Raw genomic sequence first — 18,274 nt, forward strand, 5'->3', positions numbered from 1 at the left:
AATGATTCCATTCGAGCGGATAAGGCTCTAGGCGGCAGCGCTCGCGCCGGCGGCCCAGCGCACGGCGGCCTTGGCGACACGTTCGCCCAGCAGGCGGGCGGTCTCGCGGTCGCCGGCCGGCGGGGTCACTTCCGGCGAGGCGTTGTCGGACTGAGCGGCGACGCCGAGGAACGACCCGACGCGGTTCAGGGCGTCGGGACCACGCTCGGCCGCCGTCACGTTCGGCGGGGCGAGGCCGAGATTGATCCAGTTCATGCCGTGCTGGGCGGCCAGGATCGTCAGGCTGGCGAGCGCGTGGCCCTTGTCGCCGGCGAAGCTGTGCGAGTTGGTGAAGCCGGCGGCCAGCTTATCCTTCCAGGCGCCGCTGAAGAAGACGCCGGCGGTGGCGTCGGCGAACACTTTGAACACGCCGGAGACGTCGCCCATGTAGGTCGGCGCGCCGAAGATCACGGCGTCGGCCTTGGTGATCTCCTCGATGAAGGGCGCGAAGTCCTGGCTGGCGCTTTCGATCTTCAGCAGCACGGCGGTCTGGCCGGCGTCGCGGACGCCTTCGGCGACCTTCTGGGCCAGAACCTCGGTGTGGCCATAACCGGAATGATAGGGGATGGCGACGGTCGTCATGATCAAAAATCCCTCGCTTCGGAACTGAAACGGTAGCGGTTACCTAATGGCGAAAACCGGTAACGCCAGACCTTCGGCAACAGATATCGTTGCAATTTTTCTGGGGATCGATTTCAGCCGCGCTGGAAGCGAAGAATCGCGGCGGCGAACGGCAGCGGCGGGCCTTATTCGGCGGCCGCGGCGGCGCTCTCGTGCGCGCCATTCAGAAGATCGGCCACGGTGATCCGCGCCAGGCGCTCGTGCGCCGCGCGGTCGGCGGCCTGGATCGCCGAGCGCACGGCGTCGGGAATCTTCTCGCCGACCGGACAGCCCTTCACGCCCTTCGGCGCGACCCCAAGATGCGCGCAGCCGTTCACGGCGCGCAGCACGATGTCCAACGAGATCTCGTCGGCCGGCCTCAGAAGCCAGGCGCCGCCATTGGCGCCGGCCCGCGCGCCCAGCAGTCCCGCCTTGCCCAGCATGGCGGTGACCCGGCGGACCACGACCGGATTGGTCGGGACCGAGGCCGCCAGCTCGGCGCTGGCCACGGCGCGGTCGGCGGAAAACGCCGCCTTGTGCGCGAGGTAGGCCAGGACATGGGCCGCGACGGGGAATTTCTGACTGTCGGACATCTCATACGGGAACGTAAGGTCGCCGTTCGCGCGTTCAACTGAAAACTGTCCATCCTCGGGAATGACGTCCCGCGGAGACGGACGTTGGGGGATGATTGAACGCGGCGCGGATCGCGTGTATCGCGCCACCCGTCGTCGACATGGGTCGCCCGCCAGCGTTGCGCGAGGCCCCGGAGGGATTGAATGGCTTCCGAGGCGTCCAGCGCTTCCAATCTCGATGACGCGCCCCCACCGTCAGAGATCCCGCGACAGGACGGTTCCGGCGCGCATGGCGCGGGCCACGACCCCAAGGGTCATGGATTCCTGGCCCTAGCCCTCGGCTCGATCGGCGTGGTGTTCGGCGACATCGGCACCAGCCCCCTCTACGCGCTGCGCGAGGCCCTGGCCCACTCGCGCGCCACCGCCTCCTCCGAGCACGCGGTGCTAGGCGTGGTGTCGCTGGTGCTCTGGACCATGACCCTGTTCGTCACCATCAAGTACGTGATCTTCTTCATGCGGGCCGACAACAAAGGCGAGGGCGGCACCCTGGCCCTGATGGCGCTGGCCCAGAAGGCGCTGGGCGGCGGCGGCCGCAAGCGCTCGGTCGCCGTCTTCTTCCTGGGCGTGGTCGGCGCGGCGCTGTTCTATGGAGACGGCATCATCACGCCGGCCATCTCGGTCCTGTCGGCCGTCGAAGGCCTCAAGGACGCGCCGCACGTGGGCCGGGCCTTGTCGCCCTACATCCTGCCGATCTCGGCTGGCATCCTGATCGCCCTCTTCCTGGTTCAGGCCAAGGGCACCCATCGCATGGCCTCGCTGTTCGGGCCGTTCACGGCGGCGTGGTTCCTGATCCTGGGCGCGTTGGGCGCGCTGCACCTGGCCGACGATCCGTCGATCTTCCGGGCGGTCAATCCCTGGTATGGCGTGCGCTTTCTGCTGGAGAACGGCTTCCTGGGTTTCGTGATCCTGGGCAGCGTCTTCCTGGTCGTGACCGGCGCCGAGGCGCTGTACGCCGACATGGGCCATTTCGGGAAGCGTCCGATCCAGGCGTCCTGGCTGTGCCTGGTCTTTCCCTGCCTGGCGCTCAACTATCTGGGCCAGGGCGCCCTGGTGCTGCACCACCCCGCCGCCCGCCACAATCCGTTCTGGGAAATGGTGCCCGGCTTCGCCTACTGGCCGGTGCTGATCATGGCCACCATCGCCACCGTCATCGCCAGCCAGGCGGTGATCACCGGCGCCTTCTCGATGACTCAGCAGGCGGTGCAGTTGGGCCTGCTGCCGCGCATCGAGATCAAGCGCACGTCCGAGACCCAGGCCGGCCAGATCTTCGTGCCGGCGGTCAATCAGTTCCTGCTGGTCGGCGTACTGGCGCTGCTGTTCATGTTCCAGAGCTCGCACAAGCTGGCCAGCGCCTATGGCATCGCGGTCACCGGCGCGATGTTCGTCGACACCCTGCTGGCCTATGTCGTCATCCGCCGGATCTGGAAGTGGAACCTGGCTCAGACCGGTCTGCTGCTGATCCCGCTGGCGGCCCTGGATTCGGTGTTCATCGCCTCGAACATGCTGAAGATCCCGGACGGCGCCTGGCTGCCCCTCGCGTTCGGCGGCGTGCTGGTGCTGGTCATGTGGACCTGGACGCGCGGCGCCGCGATCCTGACCGCCAAGACCCGCCGCGACAGCGTGCCCCTGATCGACCTGATGGAGATCCTTCGCGCCCGCGCGCCGCACCGCGCGCCCGGCACGGCGATCTTCCTGACCTCGGATCCGGAGATGACGCCGGTCGCCCTGATGCACAATCTCAAGCACAACAAGGTGCTGCACGAGCGCAACGTCATCCTCACCGTCCGCACCGCCGAGACGCCGCGCGTGCTGGAGGACGACCGTGTCCGGATCGAGAAGGTCAATGACGACTTCAAGAAGGTCGTCGTCACCTACGGCTTCATGGAAAGCCCGAACATTCCCAAGGCCCTGGCGGTCTGCCGCAAGCAGGGCCTGAAATTCGACATCATGGCCACCAGCTTCTTCCTGGGCCGGCGCTCGATCGTGCCGTCCGCCAACAGCGGAATGCCCCTGTGGCAGGACCGGCTGTTCATCTATCTGATGAAGAACGCGGCCAACCCGACCGACTTCTTCAAGATCCCGCCCGGCCGCGTCGTCGAGCTGGGCGCGCAGGTGACGGTTTAGGGGTAAGATACAAGCTTATGGAAACGACCCTGCGCGTGCTGGGCGATGGTCTGTCGATCGCCGCCCTCGCCATCATCGCCGCCACGGCCCAAGGCGCGTGGAAACGGATCCCGAAAGGCGTCGAGGTGCCCATGCAGTGGGGCTTCGACGGCAAGCCGACCTGGCGCGCGCCCAAGGCCGTGGGCCTGCTGGCCATTCCCGCCGTGGCCATCGCGGTCCTGCTGTCGTTCACGATCACCCAGGCCACCTTCACGGCCGATCCGACCCGCGCGCTGGTGATCTTCCTGGTCCGCGCCACCCTGGCCGCCAGCCTCGGCCTGAGCCAGCTTTTCCACCTGCGCTTCGTCATCAAGACGTTGCAGGACGAGGGTCAGCTTTAAACTTCTTGACCCGCGCGATCTTTCGCCGTTGAAGGCGCGCGACTTTGTGTTTCTCTCCGGAAGGACCCCCTCATGGCCGACAAGTCCGTGAAGAAGGTCGTGCTCGCCTATTCGGGCGGCCTCGACACCTCGATCATCCTGAAGTGGCTGCAGACCGAGTACGGCGCTGAGGTCATCACCTTCACGGCCGACCTGGGCCAGGGCGAAGAGATCGAACCGGCGCGCGCCAAGGCGCTGGCGGCCGGCGTGAAGCCCGAGAACATCTTCATCGAGGACGTGCGCGAGGAGTTCGTCCGCGACTTCGTCTTCCCGATGTTCCGCGCCAACACCGTCTATGAAGGCCAGTACCTGCTGGGCACCTCGATCGCGCGTCCGCTGATCGCCAAGAAGCAGATCGAGATCGCCCGCAAGATGGGCGCCGACGCCGTCAGCCACGGCGCGACCGGCAAGGGCAACGACCAGGTGCGCTTCGAGCTCGGCTACTACGGCCTCGAGCCCGACATCACCGTGATCGCCCCCTGGCGCGAATGGAACTTCAAGTCCCGCGAGGCCCTGCTGGACTTCGCCGAGAAGCACCAAATCCAGATCACCAAGGACAAGCGCGGCGAGGCGCCGTTCAGCGTCGACGCCAACCTGCTGCACAGCTCGTCGGAAGGTAAGGTCCTGGAGGACCCGGCGGTCGAAGCCCCCGAGTTCGTCCACATGCGCACGATCGCGCCGGAAGACGCGCCGGACAAGCCGACCATCATCACCATCGACTTCGAGAAGGGCGACCCCGTCGCCATCGACGGCGTCAAGATGAGCCCGGCCACCCTGCTGACCAAGCTGAACGAACTGGGCCGCGACAACGGCATCGGTCGTCTGGACCTCGTCGAGAACCGCTTCGTCGGCATGAAGTCGCGCGGCGTCTACGAGACCCCCGGCGGCACGATCCTCTTGGCCGCCCACCGCGGCATCGAGAGCATCACGCTGGACCGCGGCGCCATGCACCTGAAGGACGAGCTGATGCCGAAGTACGCCACGCTGGTGTACAATGGCTTCTGGTTCTCGCCCGAGCGCGAGATGCTGCAGGCGGCGATCGACTACAGCCAGGAGAAGGTCGCGGGCCAGGTCCGCGTGAAGCTCTACAAGGGCAACGTCACCGTCATCGGCCGCACCAGCCCCTACTCGCTGTACGACCAGGATCTGGTCACCTTCGAGGAAGGCAAGGTCGCCTACGACCACCGCGACGCCGGCGGCTTCATCAAGCTGAACGCCCTGCGCCTGCGGGTCCTGGCCAAGCGGGATAAGCGCGGGTAGGCGGGGTTAGAGAAAGACGACAGGGGGCGTCGCGGGGAAACTCGCGGCGCCCTTTTCTTTCGCGCGGCGGCCGCGAGCCAAATCCCTCTCTCTTCGAGAGAGGGAGGGGCCCATGCGAAGCATGGGAGGGTGAGAGGTTTCGAGGCTGGCGGGCCAAGACCCGTTGCTGCCTGCGGCTCTGCGGCGTTACAAAGACCAAACTCAACCTGAGGGGGATTTGTTTGCTTTGCTCACGCGCTTCTTAACTCTCGCCATCTTCTTGTTCCTCGGCTGCGTCGCTTACGCCGCAAGGGATCTCTACTGGCGGCCCGTAATGCCCGCGGTTGTGGTCGAGACCGGCAACAAGAACACGGGCGGCGCCTCCCAGTTGATGGTCATCTATGGGGAGCATGGCCGTGATCCGCTCCGGACAGGAACCCTGGCTGCCGACGAGTGCATCGCGGGCTGCGAGATTACTGACGGAGCGTGCGTGTCTAGCGCCGCCCGGCATGAACTCAAGTTGGGCTTGCCGCGCCAACAGAGCCTCCAAGTTCGACGGATCGACGGGCGCGCCAACCCTGTGATCGGGTATGTTGTCTGGCGTGGACCAGCCTTTCCCCGGACCGTTAGGATATCGTGCGATATGACGACGCCAGACCTGAGCCGATCCTGCAGGGTAACCGCGATCGATACTTAGAAGGCGCCCTTCCGCCCAGAGCAAACTCCGGAAAGCGCACGCCTCTCACCCTCCCACCGCTTCGCGGCGGGCCCCTCCCTCTCTCCATGAGAGAGGGATTTGGCGCACCGCCCTAAACCCGATTATACGGATACCGGTCCCGGATCATCCGCTGGAAGAACCGCCCCTTCGACGGGGCGCGGATGAACGCCTGGCTGATACGTTCGGGGACGCCGACATAGACGTAGGCGTCGCCATCCAGAAAGGTGACGAACAGCTTGCCGTGTTCAGGGGCGTAATCGATCTCCCGGATCGCCGTGGAGTCCACATGCATGGCCTGTCGAGCCTTTCGCCAATGGGATCGTCAGACCTAGGAGCGGATAAAGCCCTGGCCCGGTTCCCCGAACCCGGCTGGCGCTCCATGGACGACCCGCGCTGAGGACGGCGTATCGCGCGCGCCAGGGGATGCAAATTCCGGATGAACCCCGCTAGGGTCATCCCGTAGCCGCCGAAGCGGCCCCGGGGAGGAAAACGAAAATGAATCAATCCCACGCGCTGGCGGCGATCGTCACGCTGGTCTCGTTGCTCGTCTACGTCTGGATGATCCTGCGCATCGGCGGCGCGCGTCGGCGCACCGGCATCGACGCGCCCGCCATGACCGGCCACCCGGAGCTTGAGCGGCACCTGCGCATCCAGGCCAACACCGTCGAGTGGCTGGTCATCTACCTGCCCTCGCTGTGGCTGTTCGCCCTGTACTGGAACGACCGGGTCGCCGCCGCGCTCGGCGTGGTCTGGATGATCGGCCGGATCGTCTACGCCCTCGGCTACGCCGCCGATCCGAAGAAGCGCGAGCTGGGCTTCATCATCCAGGCGTTGGCCACCGGCGTCCTGCTGTTAGGCGCGCTGGGCCGGGCCGTTTACGTGCTGATGGTCATCGGGGGCTAGCGGGATCTTTGAGCCGCCTGGCCCGGGGCCTATACCCGCGCCATGAGCGCTCTTCCCGTCGATCCCGCCCGCTACGGGGCCTTCCTGGTCTCCATGTTCGTCCTGGCCATCACGCCGGGGCCGGCGAACCTGTTCGCCATCGCCACGGGCATGGAACGCGGCAAGGGCGCGGCCCTGCGGGGCGTGGTCGGCATGAACGCCGCGACCCTGGTCTGGTTCGCCTGCTCGGCCCTGGGACTGGGCGCGCTGATCCTGGCCTTTCCCAAGGCCTTCCACGTCCTGGCCCTGGTGGGCGCGGCCTATCTGGTCTGGCTGGGCCTCACATCCCTTTGGGCCGGGATCAAGGACGTCGAGCGCCACGCCTCGGCGCGCGTGCGGGCCGGTCGTTCGGCGTTTCTGGACGGCTTCATGGTCCAGATCGCCAATCCAAAGATCCTGCTGTTCTTCTCGGCCGTGCTGCCGCCGTTCCTGGACGTCAAGCGGCCGCTGGTTCCGCAGCTGATCATGTTCGCCTGCGCCACCATCGGCATGGATCTGGTCAGCATGTCCGCCTACGGCCTGGGCGGCGCGGCGCTGTCGACGCGGATAAACGCGCCGGGCTTTCGGCGCGGCTTCGCCATCCTGGTCGGCGTGCTCTTGATCACCGCGGCGGGCTTGATCCTGTCGCGAGGTCGATAGATTTCAGGCCCGTTGCAAACTGCGCCTTGGCGAAACCACAATGGGCGGCCAGAGTTGAGTCTAAACTCAGAGGACTCCGCGTGAAGGAGCAAACCATGTCCATGAAGAAGGTCGCCTTGGTCGCCGCTCTGGCGATCGCCGCCGGGCTGTCCGCCTGCGCCACGCCGACGCCTTACCAGCCTAAGGTGACGTCGGGCGCGACGACCGGCGGGTTCTCGGAACAGCGTCTGGAGGGCGACCGTTACCGCGTGTCGTTCGCCGGCAACAGCCTGACCTCGCGCGAGACGGTCGAGCGCTATCTGCTGTACCGGTCGGCCGAGCTGACCACTCAGCAGGGCTATGACTGGTTCGAGACGGCCGACCATCGCACCGAGCGCACCGCCCGCACCTATGTCGAGCCCGATCCGCTGGCCCGCCCGGCTTTCGGCTGGGGTCCCTACGGCTATTGGCGTCCGGCCTGGCGCTATTATGGCCCGCACTATGGCTGGCGCTCGTGGGACCCCTTCTGGGGTGACCCCTTCTGGGCCGACCGCGCCGAGATCCGCACGGTCGAGAAGTTCGAGGCCGCCGCCGAGATCGTGATGCACAAGGGCAAGAAGCCGGAAGGCGACCCGCGCGCCTATGACGCCCGCGAGATCATGGCCAATCTGGCCAGCACGATCCAGCGCCCGGCGCCGGGGAAGTAAGGACCAAAGGCTCCCTTCCCCCTTGATGGGGGAAGGGTCGGGGATGGGGGTGATGCGGCGGTTCCACTTGCAACGCCCTACCACCCCCGCCCAAACCCTCCCCCATCAAGGGGGAGGGCTTTTCGTATCAGCGCGGGGCCATGCGGATGCCGCCGTCGAGGCGGACGTCCTCGCCGTTGAAGTAGCCGCAGGTGATCATGGTCACCGCCAGCTGGGCGTATTCCTCGGGGTTGCCCAGGCGCTTGGGGAACGGCACCGAGGCCGCAAGGCCCGCCTTCACCGCCTCGGGCGCGCCGTTCATCAGCGGGGTGTTGAAGATCCCCGGCAGGATGGTGTTGACGCGGATGCCCTCGCCCATCAGGTCGCGAGCGATCGGCAGGGTCATGCCCACGACGCCGCCCTTCGACGCCGAATAGGCCGCCTGGCCCATCTGGCCGTCCTCGGCCGCCACCGAGGCGGTGTTGACGATCGCGCCGCGCTCGCCGTCCTCCAGTGGCTCCAGGTCTAGCATCCCCTTGGCCGACTTGGCGATGCAGCGGAACGTGCCCACCAGGTTGATCTGGATGATGCGGTCGAAGGCGTCGAGCGGGAAGTGCTTGGTCTCGCCGGTGGCCTTGTCGCGGCTGGCGGTCTTGGCCGCGTTGCCGGTGCCGGCGCAGTTGACCAGGATCCGCTCCTGCCCGTGGGCGGCGCGGGCCTTCTCGAAGCCGGCGTCGACATCGGCGTCGCTGGTCACGTTGACCTTGCAGAACACCCCGCCGATCTCCTTGGCGACCTCTTCGCCCCGCGCTTCGTTCATGTCGAAGATCGCGACCTTCACCCCTTGGGCCGCCAGGGCGCGAGCGGTGGCCTCGCCCAGCCCCGAAGCGCCCCCCGTGACGACGGCGGCGACGGTGTTGTCCAGTTTCATGAGCGTTTCCCCTTAAGCTTCGCGTTTTATGGGTTCGCGTTTAGGATTGGATCGAGCGAGGATTTAAACCGATGAGCGCCCAGGCCAAACCGTCCCCCGACGTAAACGTCAACGCGGTGCTGGACCCCGCCAAGGCGCTGGTTCCCGCCACCGTGCGCGTCAACGAGGAACGGGTCCGACGCGGCTTCCTGCCAAAGATCCGCAAGGTGGCGGGGAAGATCCCGTTCGCCGCCGACGCCCTTTCGCTGTGGTGGTGCGCCCGCGATCCGGAAACCCCGGCGGCGGCCAAGGGCATGGTGCTGGCGGCCCTGGCCTATTTCGTCCTGCCGATCGACGCCCTGCCGGACGTCATGCCGGTGATCGGCTTCACCGACGACGCGGCCGTGATCGCCGCGGTCATGGCCATCGTCGGCAAGACCCTCAAGCCCCGCCACAAGGAAGCCGCCCAGGCCTTCCTCCAACGCCTGTCCGATGAGCCCTGAAGCCATCCTCTGGGCCATCGCCGCCGGCGGCGCCCTGGCCTATGGCCTGGTGTTCTCCGAACACGCGCCGTCCGCCCAGCGCACCGTGGTCAAGACCAGCGCCGTCGCGGCCCTGGCCGTGCTGGCCTGGCTGGACGAGGGCTCGATGCTGCTGGCCCTCGCCCTGGCCTTCTGCGCGATCGGCGACGCCTTCCTGGCGGGCGATCCCAAGCGCTGGCTGCCGTTCGGTCTGATCGCCTTCCTCGCCGGCCACCTGACCTATGTTCCGCTGTTCCTGGATCGCGCGGGCGCCCCGCCGGTCTGGTTCTGGCCCGCCGCCGCGGCGATCGGGACGGTCGCCGGCCTGATGCTGCGCGCGCTGTGGGGATCGCTGGGCGCGCTGCGCCTTCCGGTGATCGTCTATGTGCTGGCCATCGTGGCGATGACCGTCACCAGCCTGCTGCTGCCCGGCCGCGCGTGGGCCACCACCGCCGGAGCCCTGGCCTTCATGGCCTCGGACGCCATCCTGTCGTTCGACCTCTTCAAGTCGACCAAGCTGCTGGGATCGCCTCGCCTGACCGCCTGGGCGATCTGGTTCCTGTATTGGGGCGGCCAGGCCGGCATCACCCACGGCATGTTAAGCTGAGACTCAAGGCGCCATGATCGCGGCCGCCTCGGCGGTCCACGCACGCCCCGCTGATCACTAAGTCGGGGCGGCGCTAGCGCCTCGCTGGAGGTCGCGCCCGACGCCTGCCTCGCGCCCCTTAGCCGGCGTAGGCGTAGGCCGCCGCGCCATAGACACCGATAAGGTCCACGGCGAAGGTCGCGCCGTCGGCGAGATCGGTGAGGAAGGCGTCGTTAGCCTTAGCGTACATGCCGACGTCGGCCTTGACCGCCTCGGCCAGCAGCCAGCCGACCATCGCCGCCTTGGTCCCGACGCCGTTCGCGCCATCGCCACCGTAGCTGGCGAAATAGTCGACCCGGGTGTCGATCATGGCGTGAACCTTGGCGTCGGTCGGCGCACCGCCGAAGATGGCCTTGTAAGCTTCGCGCGTAGCGTCGAAGAGGCTGAGACCACCGTACTTGGTGGTGAAGGCGGCCTTGCCCTCTCCGTTCTTGCCCAGGTTCACCGCGAAATTGATGTAGCGGTTTTCCAGATTGAACGACTGGTAGTAGACGCTGTTGAGGTTGTTGGCGTTGGGGCCGGTCGCCGAAACCAGATAGTCGATCCCCGCCTGGCCCGGAATTTTCCCGGTAAAGAACTGATAGGCCAGGATCGCCACGCTCGTCGTCGCGGCCGCCGCCTTGATGATATCGGCGATGCCCTGGCTGGTCGTCTTTGCGCCGTTGCCGACCAGGAGCGAAGTGTCGGTGGTCACGGTCGTCCGCAGGATATTCGCCGCCGCAGTGTCGATCTGGCTGCTATAGGCGAAGACGTTCAAGGTCCGGTCATCGAACTTCATCCGCTCGATGTTGATCAGGGTGTCGGTTCCCTGACTGCCGTTGGCCCGCGTATCGCTGACGATCCAATTCGCGCCGCTCTTGGTGATCTTGTAGTTGGCCAGCGCGCCCGAGAAGCCGGCGATATCGTTTCCGGTTCCCCCGTCAATCGTATCGTCGCCCGCATCCCCATAGAGGATGTCGTTGCCGCCCTTGCCCTCGATATAGTCGTCACCGGTGAAGCCGCGAATGGAGTCCGCGTCATCTCCACCCACCATGTGGTCGGCGCCGGCGAAGATGTAGGCCTGGGCGGCCTGATCGTTGCCCGTCTTGAAGTAACCCATCAAGGTCGCCGCCGAGAGCGAGACGTCGGTGATGGATAACACCAGGTCACCGGCGTCCGTCGCCTTCATGCCCGTGATCGTACCGCCAGTCGGATAGCCGTTCGCGCCATAGGAGAACCCGGAGCCGGTATATTCCTCCACAGAGCCGTCGCCGTAGTCGATGACAAAGCGCGTCGATGTCCTAGACGTCGGCGCGGGGCGCGCCGGCCCATAGGTTCCAAGATCCAGGAAATCGACCGAGACGCCCGGTCCGAGCAACAGATTGGCCACGCGACTCCCCCCAAGGTTATAAAGTTCAACCTTGAATAGGGGCGCCGGCCTAGCCCGTCTAGACCTTGTCCGCCTACCCCACGCGAAACCGGAGCACGGCCCCGTCCCACTGGGCGTCGCGGCGATCTTCCTCGACGATGTCCCGCACGCCCGGATAGCGGGCCACGGCGCGGCGCCAGAAAGCCAGCGCGCCGGTGTTGCGGCGGACGACGGCGGCCTCCCAGACCCCCCAGGCCGAGGCGAACAGGGCGTGCGCCGCCGCCTCGCCGACGCCCTTGCGGCGATGTTTGCGGACCACGAAGAACTCGGCCACCGAGCGATCGACCGGAGTCGGGGAGTGGGCGTGGTCGTTGACCAGGGCGAAGCCGACCGGCAGGCCCTTGATCCGGAACAGCCACGGCGTCCGTTCGGGCTCCCGCCAATAGGCGTCGAGACAGGGATAGTCGGCATAGCGTCCGTCCGGCCCCAGCTCGCCCTCAGCCTCGCGGTCGAACCACAGCGCCGAGAAGTCATGAAAGTACAGCTGCATCAGATTGGCGATGATCGGCGCCTCGTCGGCGCGCGCCCGCTCGACGACCAGTTTCGGATTCATCGGCCGCTCCGTGTCGAGACGATTGGCGTCATTGATCTCTTCGACCAGTTGTTCCCGGGCGACTTCGCCTTAAGTTGCGAGACATGATCGAAACCCTGCTCAGCAAAATGATCAAGACTGGCGACCTGACGGCGCATCTGCCCGGAGGTCGCGTGATCAAGGCGGGGGACGGCTCGGGACCGCCGGTGGTGATCCGGATCAATGGTCGGGGCCTACGTCGCCTGGCCAATCCCAGCCTGGGTCTCGGCGAAGGCTACATGGAAGGCGACATCGTCTTCGAACAGGGCTCGATCGACCAGCTGCTGACCATCGTCGGCGAGAGCGGCGGACGAACGCCCAAGCGCGGCTCGGCCCTGTCGCGCTTTCGCAAGGCGCTGAAGCGGCGGGTGCAGCAGGTCAACGGCCGTGTCGCATCGCGTAGGAACGTCGCCCACCACTACGACCTGTCGAACGACCTCTACCGCCGCTTCCTCGACGTCGACATGCAGTACAGCTGCGCCTATTTCGAGCGTCCGGACATGACGCTGGAGGAGGCGCAGGCCGCCAAGAAGGCGTTGATCGGCCGCAAGCTGCTGATCCAGCCGGGCATGAAGACCTTGGACATCGGCTCGGGCTGGGGCGGTCTTTCGATGACCCTGGCCAAGGACTTCGGGGCCCGGATGACCGGCGTGACCCTGTCGACCGAGCAGTTGGCCCTGGCCCGCGAGCGCGCGGAGAAGGCCGGCCTGTCCGACAGGATCGACTTCCGGCTGACCGACTACCGCGACCTCGACGAGACGTTCGACCGCGTCGTCTCGGTCGGGATGCTGGAGCACGTCGGCGCGCCGAACTTCCGGACCTATTTCGAGACCATCAACCGTCTGCTGACCGACGACGGCGTGGCCCTGGTCCATTCGATCGGCAAGATGCACGGCCCCGGCGCGACCAACGCCTTCACCCAGAAGTACATCTTCCCGGGCGGCTACATTCCGGGCCTCTCCGAGATCGTCGCGGCCATCGAGCAGGCGGGCCTGTGGATCACCGACATCGAGATCCTGCGTCTGCACTACGCCGAGACCTGCCGCATCTGGCGCCAGCGCTTCATGGCCGATCCCGACATCCCGACGATGTTCGACGCCCGCTTCCGGCGGATGTGGGAATTCTACCTGGCCGGGGCGGAACTGGGCTTCCGGCACGGCGGCCACATGGTCTTCCAGATCCAGCTGGCCAAGCGGCGCGACGGGACGCCGCTAACGCGGGACTATCTGCTGAAGGGCGCGGCCGGTTGACGCCGGGGACGGCGGCGTCCATAGGCGCCGCTTGACGTATCTTCAGAGGATCGCCTCATGGGCCAGTTCCGCGCGGCCGACCTTCTGCGCCGCAAGCCCGTCGCGCTGATCGAAGGCGAGCATCCGCCCGAGCACCTGCATCGCTCGATCGGCCTGTTCCAGCTGACCATGCTGGGCGTTGGCGCGACCATCGGCACCGGCATCTTCGTCGCCCTGACCACCGCCGTGCCGGCGGCGGGGCCGGCGGTGATCCTGTCGTTCGTGCTGGCCGGGATCACGGCCGCCCTGACTGCCCTATGTTATGCCGAGCTGGCCTCGACCATCCCGGTGTCCGGCTCATCCTATTCCTACGCCTACGCCACCCTGGGCGAGTTCGTGGCCTTCGTCGTCGGCGCGTGCCTGTTGCTGGAATACGCCGTCTCGGCCTCGGCCATCGCGGTCGGCTGGGGGCAGTATCTGAACGAGATGCTGACGGATCTCGTCGGCTGGAAGATGCCCGACGTCATCGCCAAGGCCCCCGGCGCGGGCGGGGTGTTCAACCTGCCGGCCGTGGCGCTGGTCGGGGCCTGCATGGTGCTGCTGCTGCGCGGGGTCAAGGAATCGACCACGATCAACGCCATCCTGGTGGTGCTGAAGCTAGCCATCCTGGTGTTCTTCGTCGTCGTGGCCTTCACGGGCTTCCACGCCCACAATCTGAGCCCGTTCATGCCGATGGGCTGGAAGGGGGTCGGCGCGGCCGCCGCCTCGATCTTCTTTTCCTATATCGGCATCGACGCGGTCTCGACGGCCGGCGAGGAGGTCAAGGATCCGCGCCGCACCCTGCCGGCGGGCATCGTGCTCAGCTTGCTGATCGTCACGGCGATCTACATCCTGGTGGCCGTGGCAGCGATCGGCGCCCAGCCCTGGACCGCCTTCGCCGGCCAGGAAGCGGGCCTGGCGGTAATCCTGAGGAACCTGACCGGCCAGGCCTGGACCTCGCTGGTGCTGTGCGTCGGCGCGATCGTGTCGATCTTCTCGATCACCCTGGTCGTGATGTACGGCCAGACCCGGATCCTCTACGCCATGAGCCGCGACGGTCTGCTGCCCAAGCTCTTCCAGCGCCTGGACCCCAAGACCCGGACACCCGACCTGAACACCTATATCGTCGCCGCCTTCATCGCCGTGCTGGCGGCGTTCGTGCCGCTGGACGTGCTGGTCAACCTGACCAGCATGGGCACCCTGATCGCCTTCGCCATCGTCTCGCTGGGGGTGATCATCCTGCGACGCACCCAGCCGGATCTGCCGCGCGGCTACAAGGTCCCGCTGTTTCCGGCGCTGCCCGCCGCCAGCGTGGCCTTCTGCGGCTATCTGATCTGGAAGCTGCCGCTGGACACCTGGGCGCTGTTCGCGGTCTGGGTCGCGGGAGCCTGCGTGGTGTACTTCGGCTATTCGCGGAAGAACTCAGCGCTGAACGGCTAGACGCCATAGATCCTCCCCCGCGCCGCGGGGGAGGATCTAAGCCGCCCCTACTCCACCGTCACCGACTTGGCGAGGTTGCGCGGCTGGTCGACGTCGGCGCCCTTCACCACGGCGACGTGGTAGGCCAGCAATTGGATCGGGGCCGACATGACCAGGGTCGAGACCAGCGGGTCCGAGGCCGGGGCCGTGACCACCACCTTGGCGCCGGCCGGGGCGTGCTTCACGCCCTCGGTGTCGGTGACGAAGATCACCTGGCCGCCCCGCGCCATCACCTCGCTCATGTTGGAGGCCGACTTCTCGAACCAGCTGTCATAGGGCGCCAGGATGACGATCGGGGTCTTGTCGTCGACCAGGGCGATCGGGCCGTGCTTCAGCTCGCCGGCGGCGTAGCCTTCGGCGTGGATGTAGCTGATTTCCTTCAGCTTCAGCGCGCCTTCCAGGGCCAGGGCCGACATGGGCCCGCGGCCCAGATAGAGCACGTCCCGCGCCTTGGCGACGTCGGCGGCGATGTCCTTGATGGCGTCTTCCAGGCCGATGGCCTCGGCGATCAGGCGCGGGGCCTCCAGCAGCACCTTGACCAGGCGCTGCTCCTCGGCGTCGTCGATCTTGCCGCGCTGCTTGGCGGCGGCGACGGCCAGGGCGATCATCACGCTGACCTGGGCCGTGAAGGCCTTGGTCGAGGCCACGCCGATCTCGGGACCGCAGTGGATCGGCCACACGACGTCGACTTCGCGGGCCATGGTCGATTCCTGGGCGTTGACCACCACCGCGCTCTTCATGCCCTTGGCCTTGCAGTAGCGCAGAGCCGCCAGGGTGTCGGCGGTCTCGCCCGACTGCGACATGGCGATGACCAGGGCCCCCGGACGCAGCGCCGGCTGGCGATAGCGAAACTCCGAGGCGATCTCGACATCGACCGGCAGGTCGGCCAGCTGCTCGATCAGGTACTTGCCCACCACCCCGGCGATGAACGAGGTGCCGCACGCCACGATCTGGATGCGCTCCAGCGCGGCGAAATCGATGTCGCCGGGCACGGCCGCCGTCGAGGTCAGGGCGTCGACATAGGCCGAGATCGTGCGCTGGCAGCCGTCCGGCTGGTCGTGGATCTCCTTCTCCATGAAGTGGCGATAATTGCCCTTCTCCAGCATCACCGCCGAGGCCGGAACCACCCGCACCGCGCGCTGGACGCGCGCGCCGGAGGCGTCATGGATCTCGTGACCCTGGTGGGTCAGGGCCACGTAGTCGCCCTCTTCCAGATAGATCACCCGGTTGGTGAACGGGCCGACGGCTAGGGCGTCGGAGCCCAGGAACATCTCGCCCTCGCCTTCGCCGACCACCAGCGGGCTGCCGCGGCGCGCGCCGAGGATCAGGTTGTCGTCGCCCTCGATCAGCACGGCCAGGGCGTAGGCGCCGGTCAGGCGGTCCAGCGTGGCCTTGAACGCCGCCAGCGGGGCGAGGCCCGTCGCCAGCTCGGCGTCGATCAGCTGGGCGATCACCTCGGTGTCGGTGTCGCTTTCGAACGTCCGGCCCGCCGCGAGCAGCTCGGCCTTCAGCTCGGCGAAGTTCTCGATGATGCCGTTGTGCACCAGGGTGACGCGACCAGCCGTGTGCGGGTGCGCGTTCTTGACGTTGGGCGCGCCGTGCGTGGCCCAGCGGGTGTGGCCGATGCCGGTGGTCGCGACCAGCGGCTGCTCGGCGACCACGGCTTCCAGGGCCTTGATCTTGCCCTGGGCGCGACGGCGCTCGACCTTGCCCTGGCCCACCACGCCCGCGATGCCGGCGGAGTCATAGCCCCGATACTCCAGGCGCTTGAGACTTTCGATCAGACGCTCGGCGACGGGTTGCTTGCCGACGATGCCGATGATGCCGCACATAAGCGATGATCCCTTGTGGACCGCGCCGACGGATCAAGCCCGCCGACGCGCGAATTTCAGAAGCGGGCCTTTAGCACTGGCCCGCGGGCCCGCTCTCATAAATCTGCATTTCGGATCGTTTCGGATCCGCCGCCAGCCATTCCCTCCGGATTGGCTCGGAATTAAGACTATGGGCTGACAGTCGCCGCACCGGCGCCCTTTTTGGCCGTAAGGCCCTGGAAGAGACAACAAGACGACATGAGCAAGCGCGCCTATTTCGGCACCGACGGCATCCGGGGCCAGGCCAACAAGCATCCGATGACGGCCGAAGTGGCCCTGCGCGTCGGTCTGGCGGCCGGCAAGCTGTTCCGCTCGCAGGACGAGCGCCGCCACCTCGTGGTGATCGGCAAGGACACTCGCCTTTCGGGCTACATGATCGAGCCGGCCCTGGTCGCCGGCTTCACCAGCCTGGGCATGGACGTGCGCCTGTTCGGCCCGCTGCCGACCCCGGCGGTGGCGATGATGACCCGCTCGATGCGCGCGGATCTCGGCGTGATGATCAGCGCCTCGCACAACAGCTTCGCCGACAACGGCATCAAGTTCTTCGGTCCCGACGGCTACAAGCTGTCGGACGCTCAGGAACTGAAGATCGAGGCCCTGATGGACGAGGGCCTGCAGGAGGGCCTGGCCGCGCCGCGCGAGCTGGGCCGCGTCAAGCGCATCGACGACGCCCAGGCGCGCTATGTCGAGATCGTCAAGGCGACGTTCCCCCGCCACCTGTCGCTGAGCGGCCTGCGCATCGTCATCGATTGCGCCAATGGCGCCGCCTACAAGGTGGCCCCCACCGCCCTCTACGAACTGGGCGCCGAGGTGATCTCGATCGGGGTCGATCCGGACGGCACCAACATCAACGAGGAGTGCGGCTCGACCCATCCCGAGGCCATGGCCAAGATGGTCCGCGAATATCGCGCCGACATAGGCATCGCCCTGGACGGCGACGCCGACCGCCTGGTGGTCTGCGACGAGAAGGGCGTGGTCGTCGACGGCGACCAGATCATGGCGATCATCGCCGGCGCCTTCGCCAAGGCGGGCGCGCTGAAGGGCGGCGGGGTCGTGGCCACGGTCATGTCGAACCTCGGCCTTGAGCGCTACCTGAACGGCCTGGGTCTGAACCTGGAACGCACCTCGGTCGGCGACCGCTATGTCATGCAGCGGATGCGCGAGGCCGGCTTCAACCTGGGCGGCGAGCAGTCGGGCCACCTGATCCTGTCGGACTTCTCGACGACGGGCGACGGCCTGATCGCCGCCCTGCAGGTGCTGGCCGTGCTGGTCGAGAGCTGCAAGCCGATGAGCGCCCTGGGCCGCCAGTTCGAGCCGGTGCCGCAGCTTCTGGAAAACGTCCGCTTCGCCGGCGGCAAGCCGCTGGAAGCCAAGGCCGTGAAGGAAGCCATCGCCGACGGCGAGGCCCAGCTGAACGGCGCCGGGCGCATCGTGGTGCGAGCCTCGGGCACCGAGCCGCTGATCCGCATCATGGCCGAGGGCGACGACCCAGCCCTGGTGAGCAAGGTCGTGAAGTCGATCGTCAGCGCGGTGAAGGCGGCCTAATAGGGCAACTGGTCCGGCGGCGGGGCCGTGCCCGCCGG

Annotated in this window: 18 protein-coding genes; 11 read left to right on the forward strand and 7 right to left on the reverse strand. The window is 67.0% G+C overall.

What is annotated here, in order from left to right; genetic code table 11:
- Nucleotides 1-27 precede the first annotated feature (27 nt).
- Nucleotides 28-621: a flavodoxin family protein gene (locus tag FCU40_RS18820; RefSeq protein WP_004624651.1), complete on the reverse strand. Its 594-nt coding sequence runs from the start codon at nucleotides 619-621 to the stop codon at nucleotides 28-30.
- Between the two features lie 164 nt (nucleotides 622-785).
- A complete protein-coding gene (locus FCU40_RS18825) occupies nucleotides 786-1,232 on the reverse strand; it encodes an Rrf2 family transcriptional regulator (RefSeq protein ID WP_004624653.1) in 447 nt (148 codons plus the stop codon).
- Between the two features lie 183 nt (nucleotides 1,233-1,415).
- Here FCU40_RS18825 and FCU40_RS18830 point away from each other — a divergent pair, with 183 nt between their 5' ends.
- The 3 genes from FCU40_RS18830 (at nucleotide 1,416) to FCU40_RS18840 (ending at nucleotide 5,074) form a co-directional block, all read left to right on the forward strand.
- Entirely contained in the window at nucleotides 1,416-3,395 is a 1,980-nt protein-coding gene (locus FCU40_RS18830) for a potassium transporter Kup (RefSeq protein ID WP_004624655.1), read from the forward strand.
- Between the two features lie 17 nt (nucleotides 3,396-3,412).
- Nucleotides 3,413-3,775 carry a DUF1648 domain-containing protein gene (locus tag FCU40_RS18835; protein WP_004624656.1) on the forward strand — a complete coding sequence of 121 codons (363 nt, stop codon included), beginning with the start codon at nucleotides 3,413-3,415 and terminating at the stop codon, nucleotides 3,773-3,775.
- Between the two features lie 72 nt (nucleotides 3,776-3,847).
- The gene (locus tag FCU40_RS18840) at nucleotides 3,848-5,074 is read left to right on the forward strand and encodes an argininosuccinate synthase (RefSeq protein ID WP_004624658.1); all 1,227 of its coding nucleotides are present in this window, start codon (nucleotides 3,848-3,850) and stop codon (nucleotides 5,072-5,074) included.
- Nucleotides 5,075-5,862: 788 nt separating this feature from the next.
- On the opposite strand, the gene FCU40_RS18845 is transcribed toward FCU40_RS18840, so the two are convergent.
- Nucleotides 5,863-6,063, reverse strand: a complete 201-nt coding sequence (locus FCU40_RS18845; protein WP_004624660.1) for a KTSC domain-containing protein — start codon at nucleotides 6,061-6,063, stop codon at nucleotides 5,863-5,865.
- 203 nt (nucleotides 6,064-6,266) lie between these two features.
- On the opposite strand from FCU40_RS18845, the gene FCU40_RS18850 reads away from it, so the two are divergent.
- The 3 genes from FCU40_RS18850 to FCU40_RS18860 all read left to right on the forward strand — a co-directional run bounded on the left by FCU40_RS18850 (nucleotide 6,267) and on the right by FCU40_RS18860 (nucleotide 8,038).
- Complete coding sequence (locus tag FCU40_RS18850; RefSeq protein WP_168077016.1) at nucleotides 6,267-6,674, forward strand: MAPEG family protein; 408 nt, start codon at nucleotides 6,267-6,269, stop codon at nucleotides 6,672-6,674.
- Between the two features lie 42 nt (nucleotides 6,675-6,716).
- Nucleotides 6,717-7,352, forward strand: coding sequence for a LysE family translocator (locus tag FCU40_RS18855; RefSeq protein WP_168077018.1), 636 nt, complete (start codon nucleotides 6,717-6,719; stop codon nucleotides 7,350-7,352).
- A 95-nt stretch (nucleotides 7,353-7,447) separates the two neighbouring features.
- Nucleotides 7,448-8,038 (forward strand): hypothetical protein, encoded by a 591-nt coding sequence (locus FCU40_RS18860; RefSeq protein WP_168077020.1) that lies wholly within the window; start codon nucleotides 7,448-7,450, stop codon nucleotides 8,036-8,038.
- 127 nt (nucleotides 8,039-8,165) lie between these two features.
- Here the strand turns inward: FCU40_RS18860 and FCU40_RS18865 are convergent, their stop codons facing one another.
- Nucleotides 8,166-8,948, reverse strand: coding sequence for an SDR family NAD(P)-dependent oxidoreductase (locus FCU40_RS18865; protein WP_168077022.1), 783 nt, complete (start codon nucleotides 8,946-8,948; stop codon nucleotides 8,166-8,168).
- 71 nt (nucleotides 8,949-9,019) lie between these two features.
- On the opposite strand from FCU40_RS18865, the gene FCU40_RS18870 reads away from it, so the two are divergent.
- Both FCU40_RS18870 and FCU40_RS18875 read left to right on the forward strand, forming a co-directional pair.
- Nucleotides 9,020-9,430, forward strand: coding sequence for a YkvA family protein (locus tag FCU40_RS18870; RefSeq protein WP_004624669.1), 411 nt, complete (start codon nucleotides 9,020-9,022; stop codon nucleotides 9,428-9,430).
- The gene (locus FCU40_RS18875; RefSeq protein WP_168077024.1) at nucleotides 9,420-10,055 is read left to right on the forward strand and encodes a lysoplasmalogenase; all 636 of its coding nucleotides are present in this window, start codon (nucleotides 9,420-9,422) and stop codon (nucleotides 10,053-10,055) included. Before FCU40_RS18870 ends, FCU40_RS18875 begins: the two co-directional genes overlap by 11 nt.
- 118 nt (nucleotides 10,056-10,173) lie before the next feature.
- On the opposite strand, the gene FCU40_RS23560 is transcribed toward FCU40_RS18875, so the two are convergent.
- Nucleotides 10,174-11,463, reverse strand: a complete 1,290-nt coding sequence (locus tag FCU40_RS23560) for a hypothetical protein (RefSeq protein WP_275052061.1) — start codon at nucleotides 11,461-11,463, stop codon at nucleotides 10,174-10,176.
- Nucleotides 11,464-11,536: 73 nt separating this feature from the next.
- The gene (locus FCU40_RS18885) at nucleotides 11,537-12,055 is read right to left on the reverse strand and encodes a GNAT family N-acetyltransferase (RefSeq protein WP_168077026.1); all 519 of its coding nucleotides are present in this window, start codon (nucleotides 12,053-12,055) and stop codon (nucleotides 11,537-11,539) included.
- Between the two features lie 83 nt (nucleotides 12,056-12,138).
- On the opposite strand from FCU40_RS18885, the gene FCU40_RS18890 reads away from it, so the two are divergent.
- Both FCU40_RS18890 and FCU40_RS18895 read left to right on the forward strand, forming a co-directional pair.
- On the forward strand, nucleotides 12,139-13,323 hold the full coding sequence (locus FCU40_RS18890; RefSeq protein ID WP_168077028.1) for a cyclopropane-fatty-acyl-phospholipid synthase family protein: 1,185 nt from the start codon (nucleotides 12,139-12,141) through the stop codon (nucleotides 13,321-13,323).
- Nucleotides 13,324-13,380: 57 nt separating this feature from the next.
- Complete coding sequence (locus FCU40_RS18895; protein WP_168077030.1) at nucleotides 13,381-14,781, forward strand: amino acid permease; 1,401 nt, start codon at nucleotides 13,381-13,383, stop codon at nucleotides 14,779-14,781.
- 47 nt (nucleotides 14,782-14,828) lie between these two features.
- Here FCU40_RS18895 and glmS read toward each other — a convergent pair whose 3' ends face one another.
- Nucleotides 14,829-16,652, reverse strand: a complete 1,824-nt coding sequence (gene glmS, locus FCU40_RS18900; protein WP_168077032.1) for a glutamine--fructose-6-phosphate transaminase (isomerizing) — start codon at nucleotides 16,650-16,652, stop codon at nucleotides 14,829-14,831.
- A gap of 237 nt (nucleotides 16,653-16,889) precedes the next feature.
- On the opposite strand from glmS, the gene glmM reads away from it, so the two are divergent.
- Entirely contained in the window at nucleotides 16,890-18,236 is a 1,347-nt protein-coding gene (glmM, locus tag FCU40_RS18905; protein WP_168077034.1) for a phosphoglucosamine mutase, read from the forward strand.
- Nucleotides 18,237-18,274: the final 38 nt, after the last annotated feature.

The sequence above is a fragment of the Caulobacter sp. SSI4214 genome, from assembly GCF_012184455.1.
GTDB classification, from domain to species: Bacteria; Pseudomonadota; Alphaproteobacteria; order Caulobacterales; family Caulobacteraceae; genus Caulobacter; species Caulobacter vibrioides_E.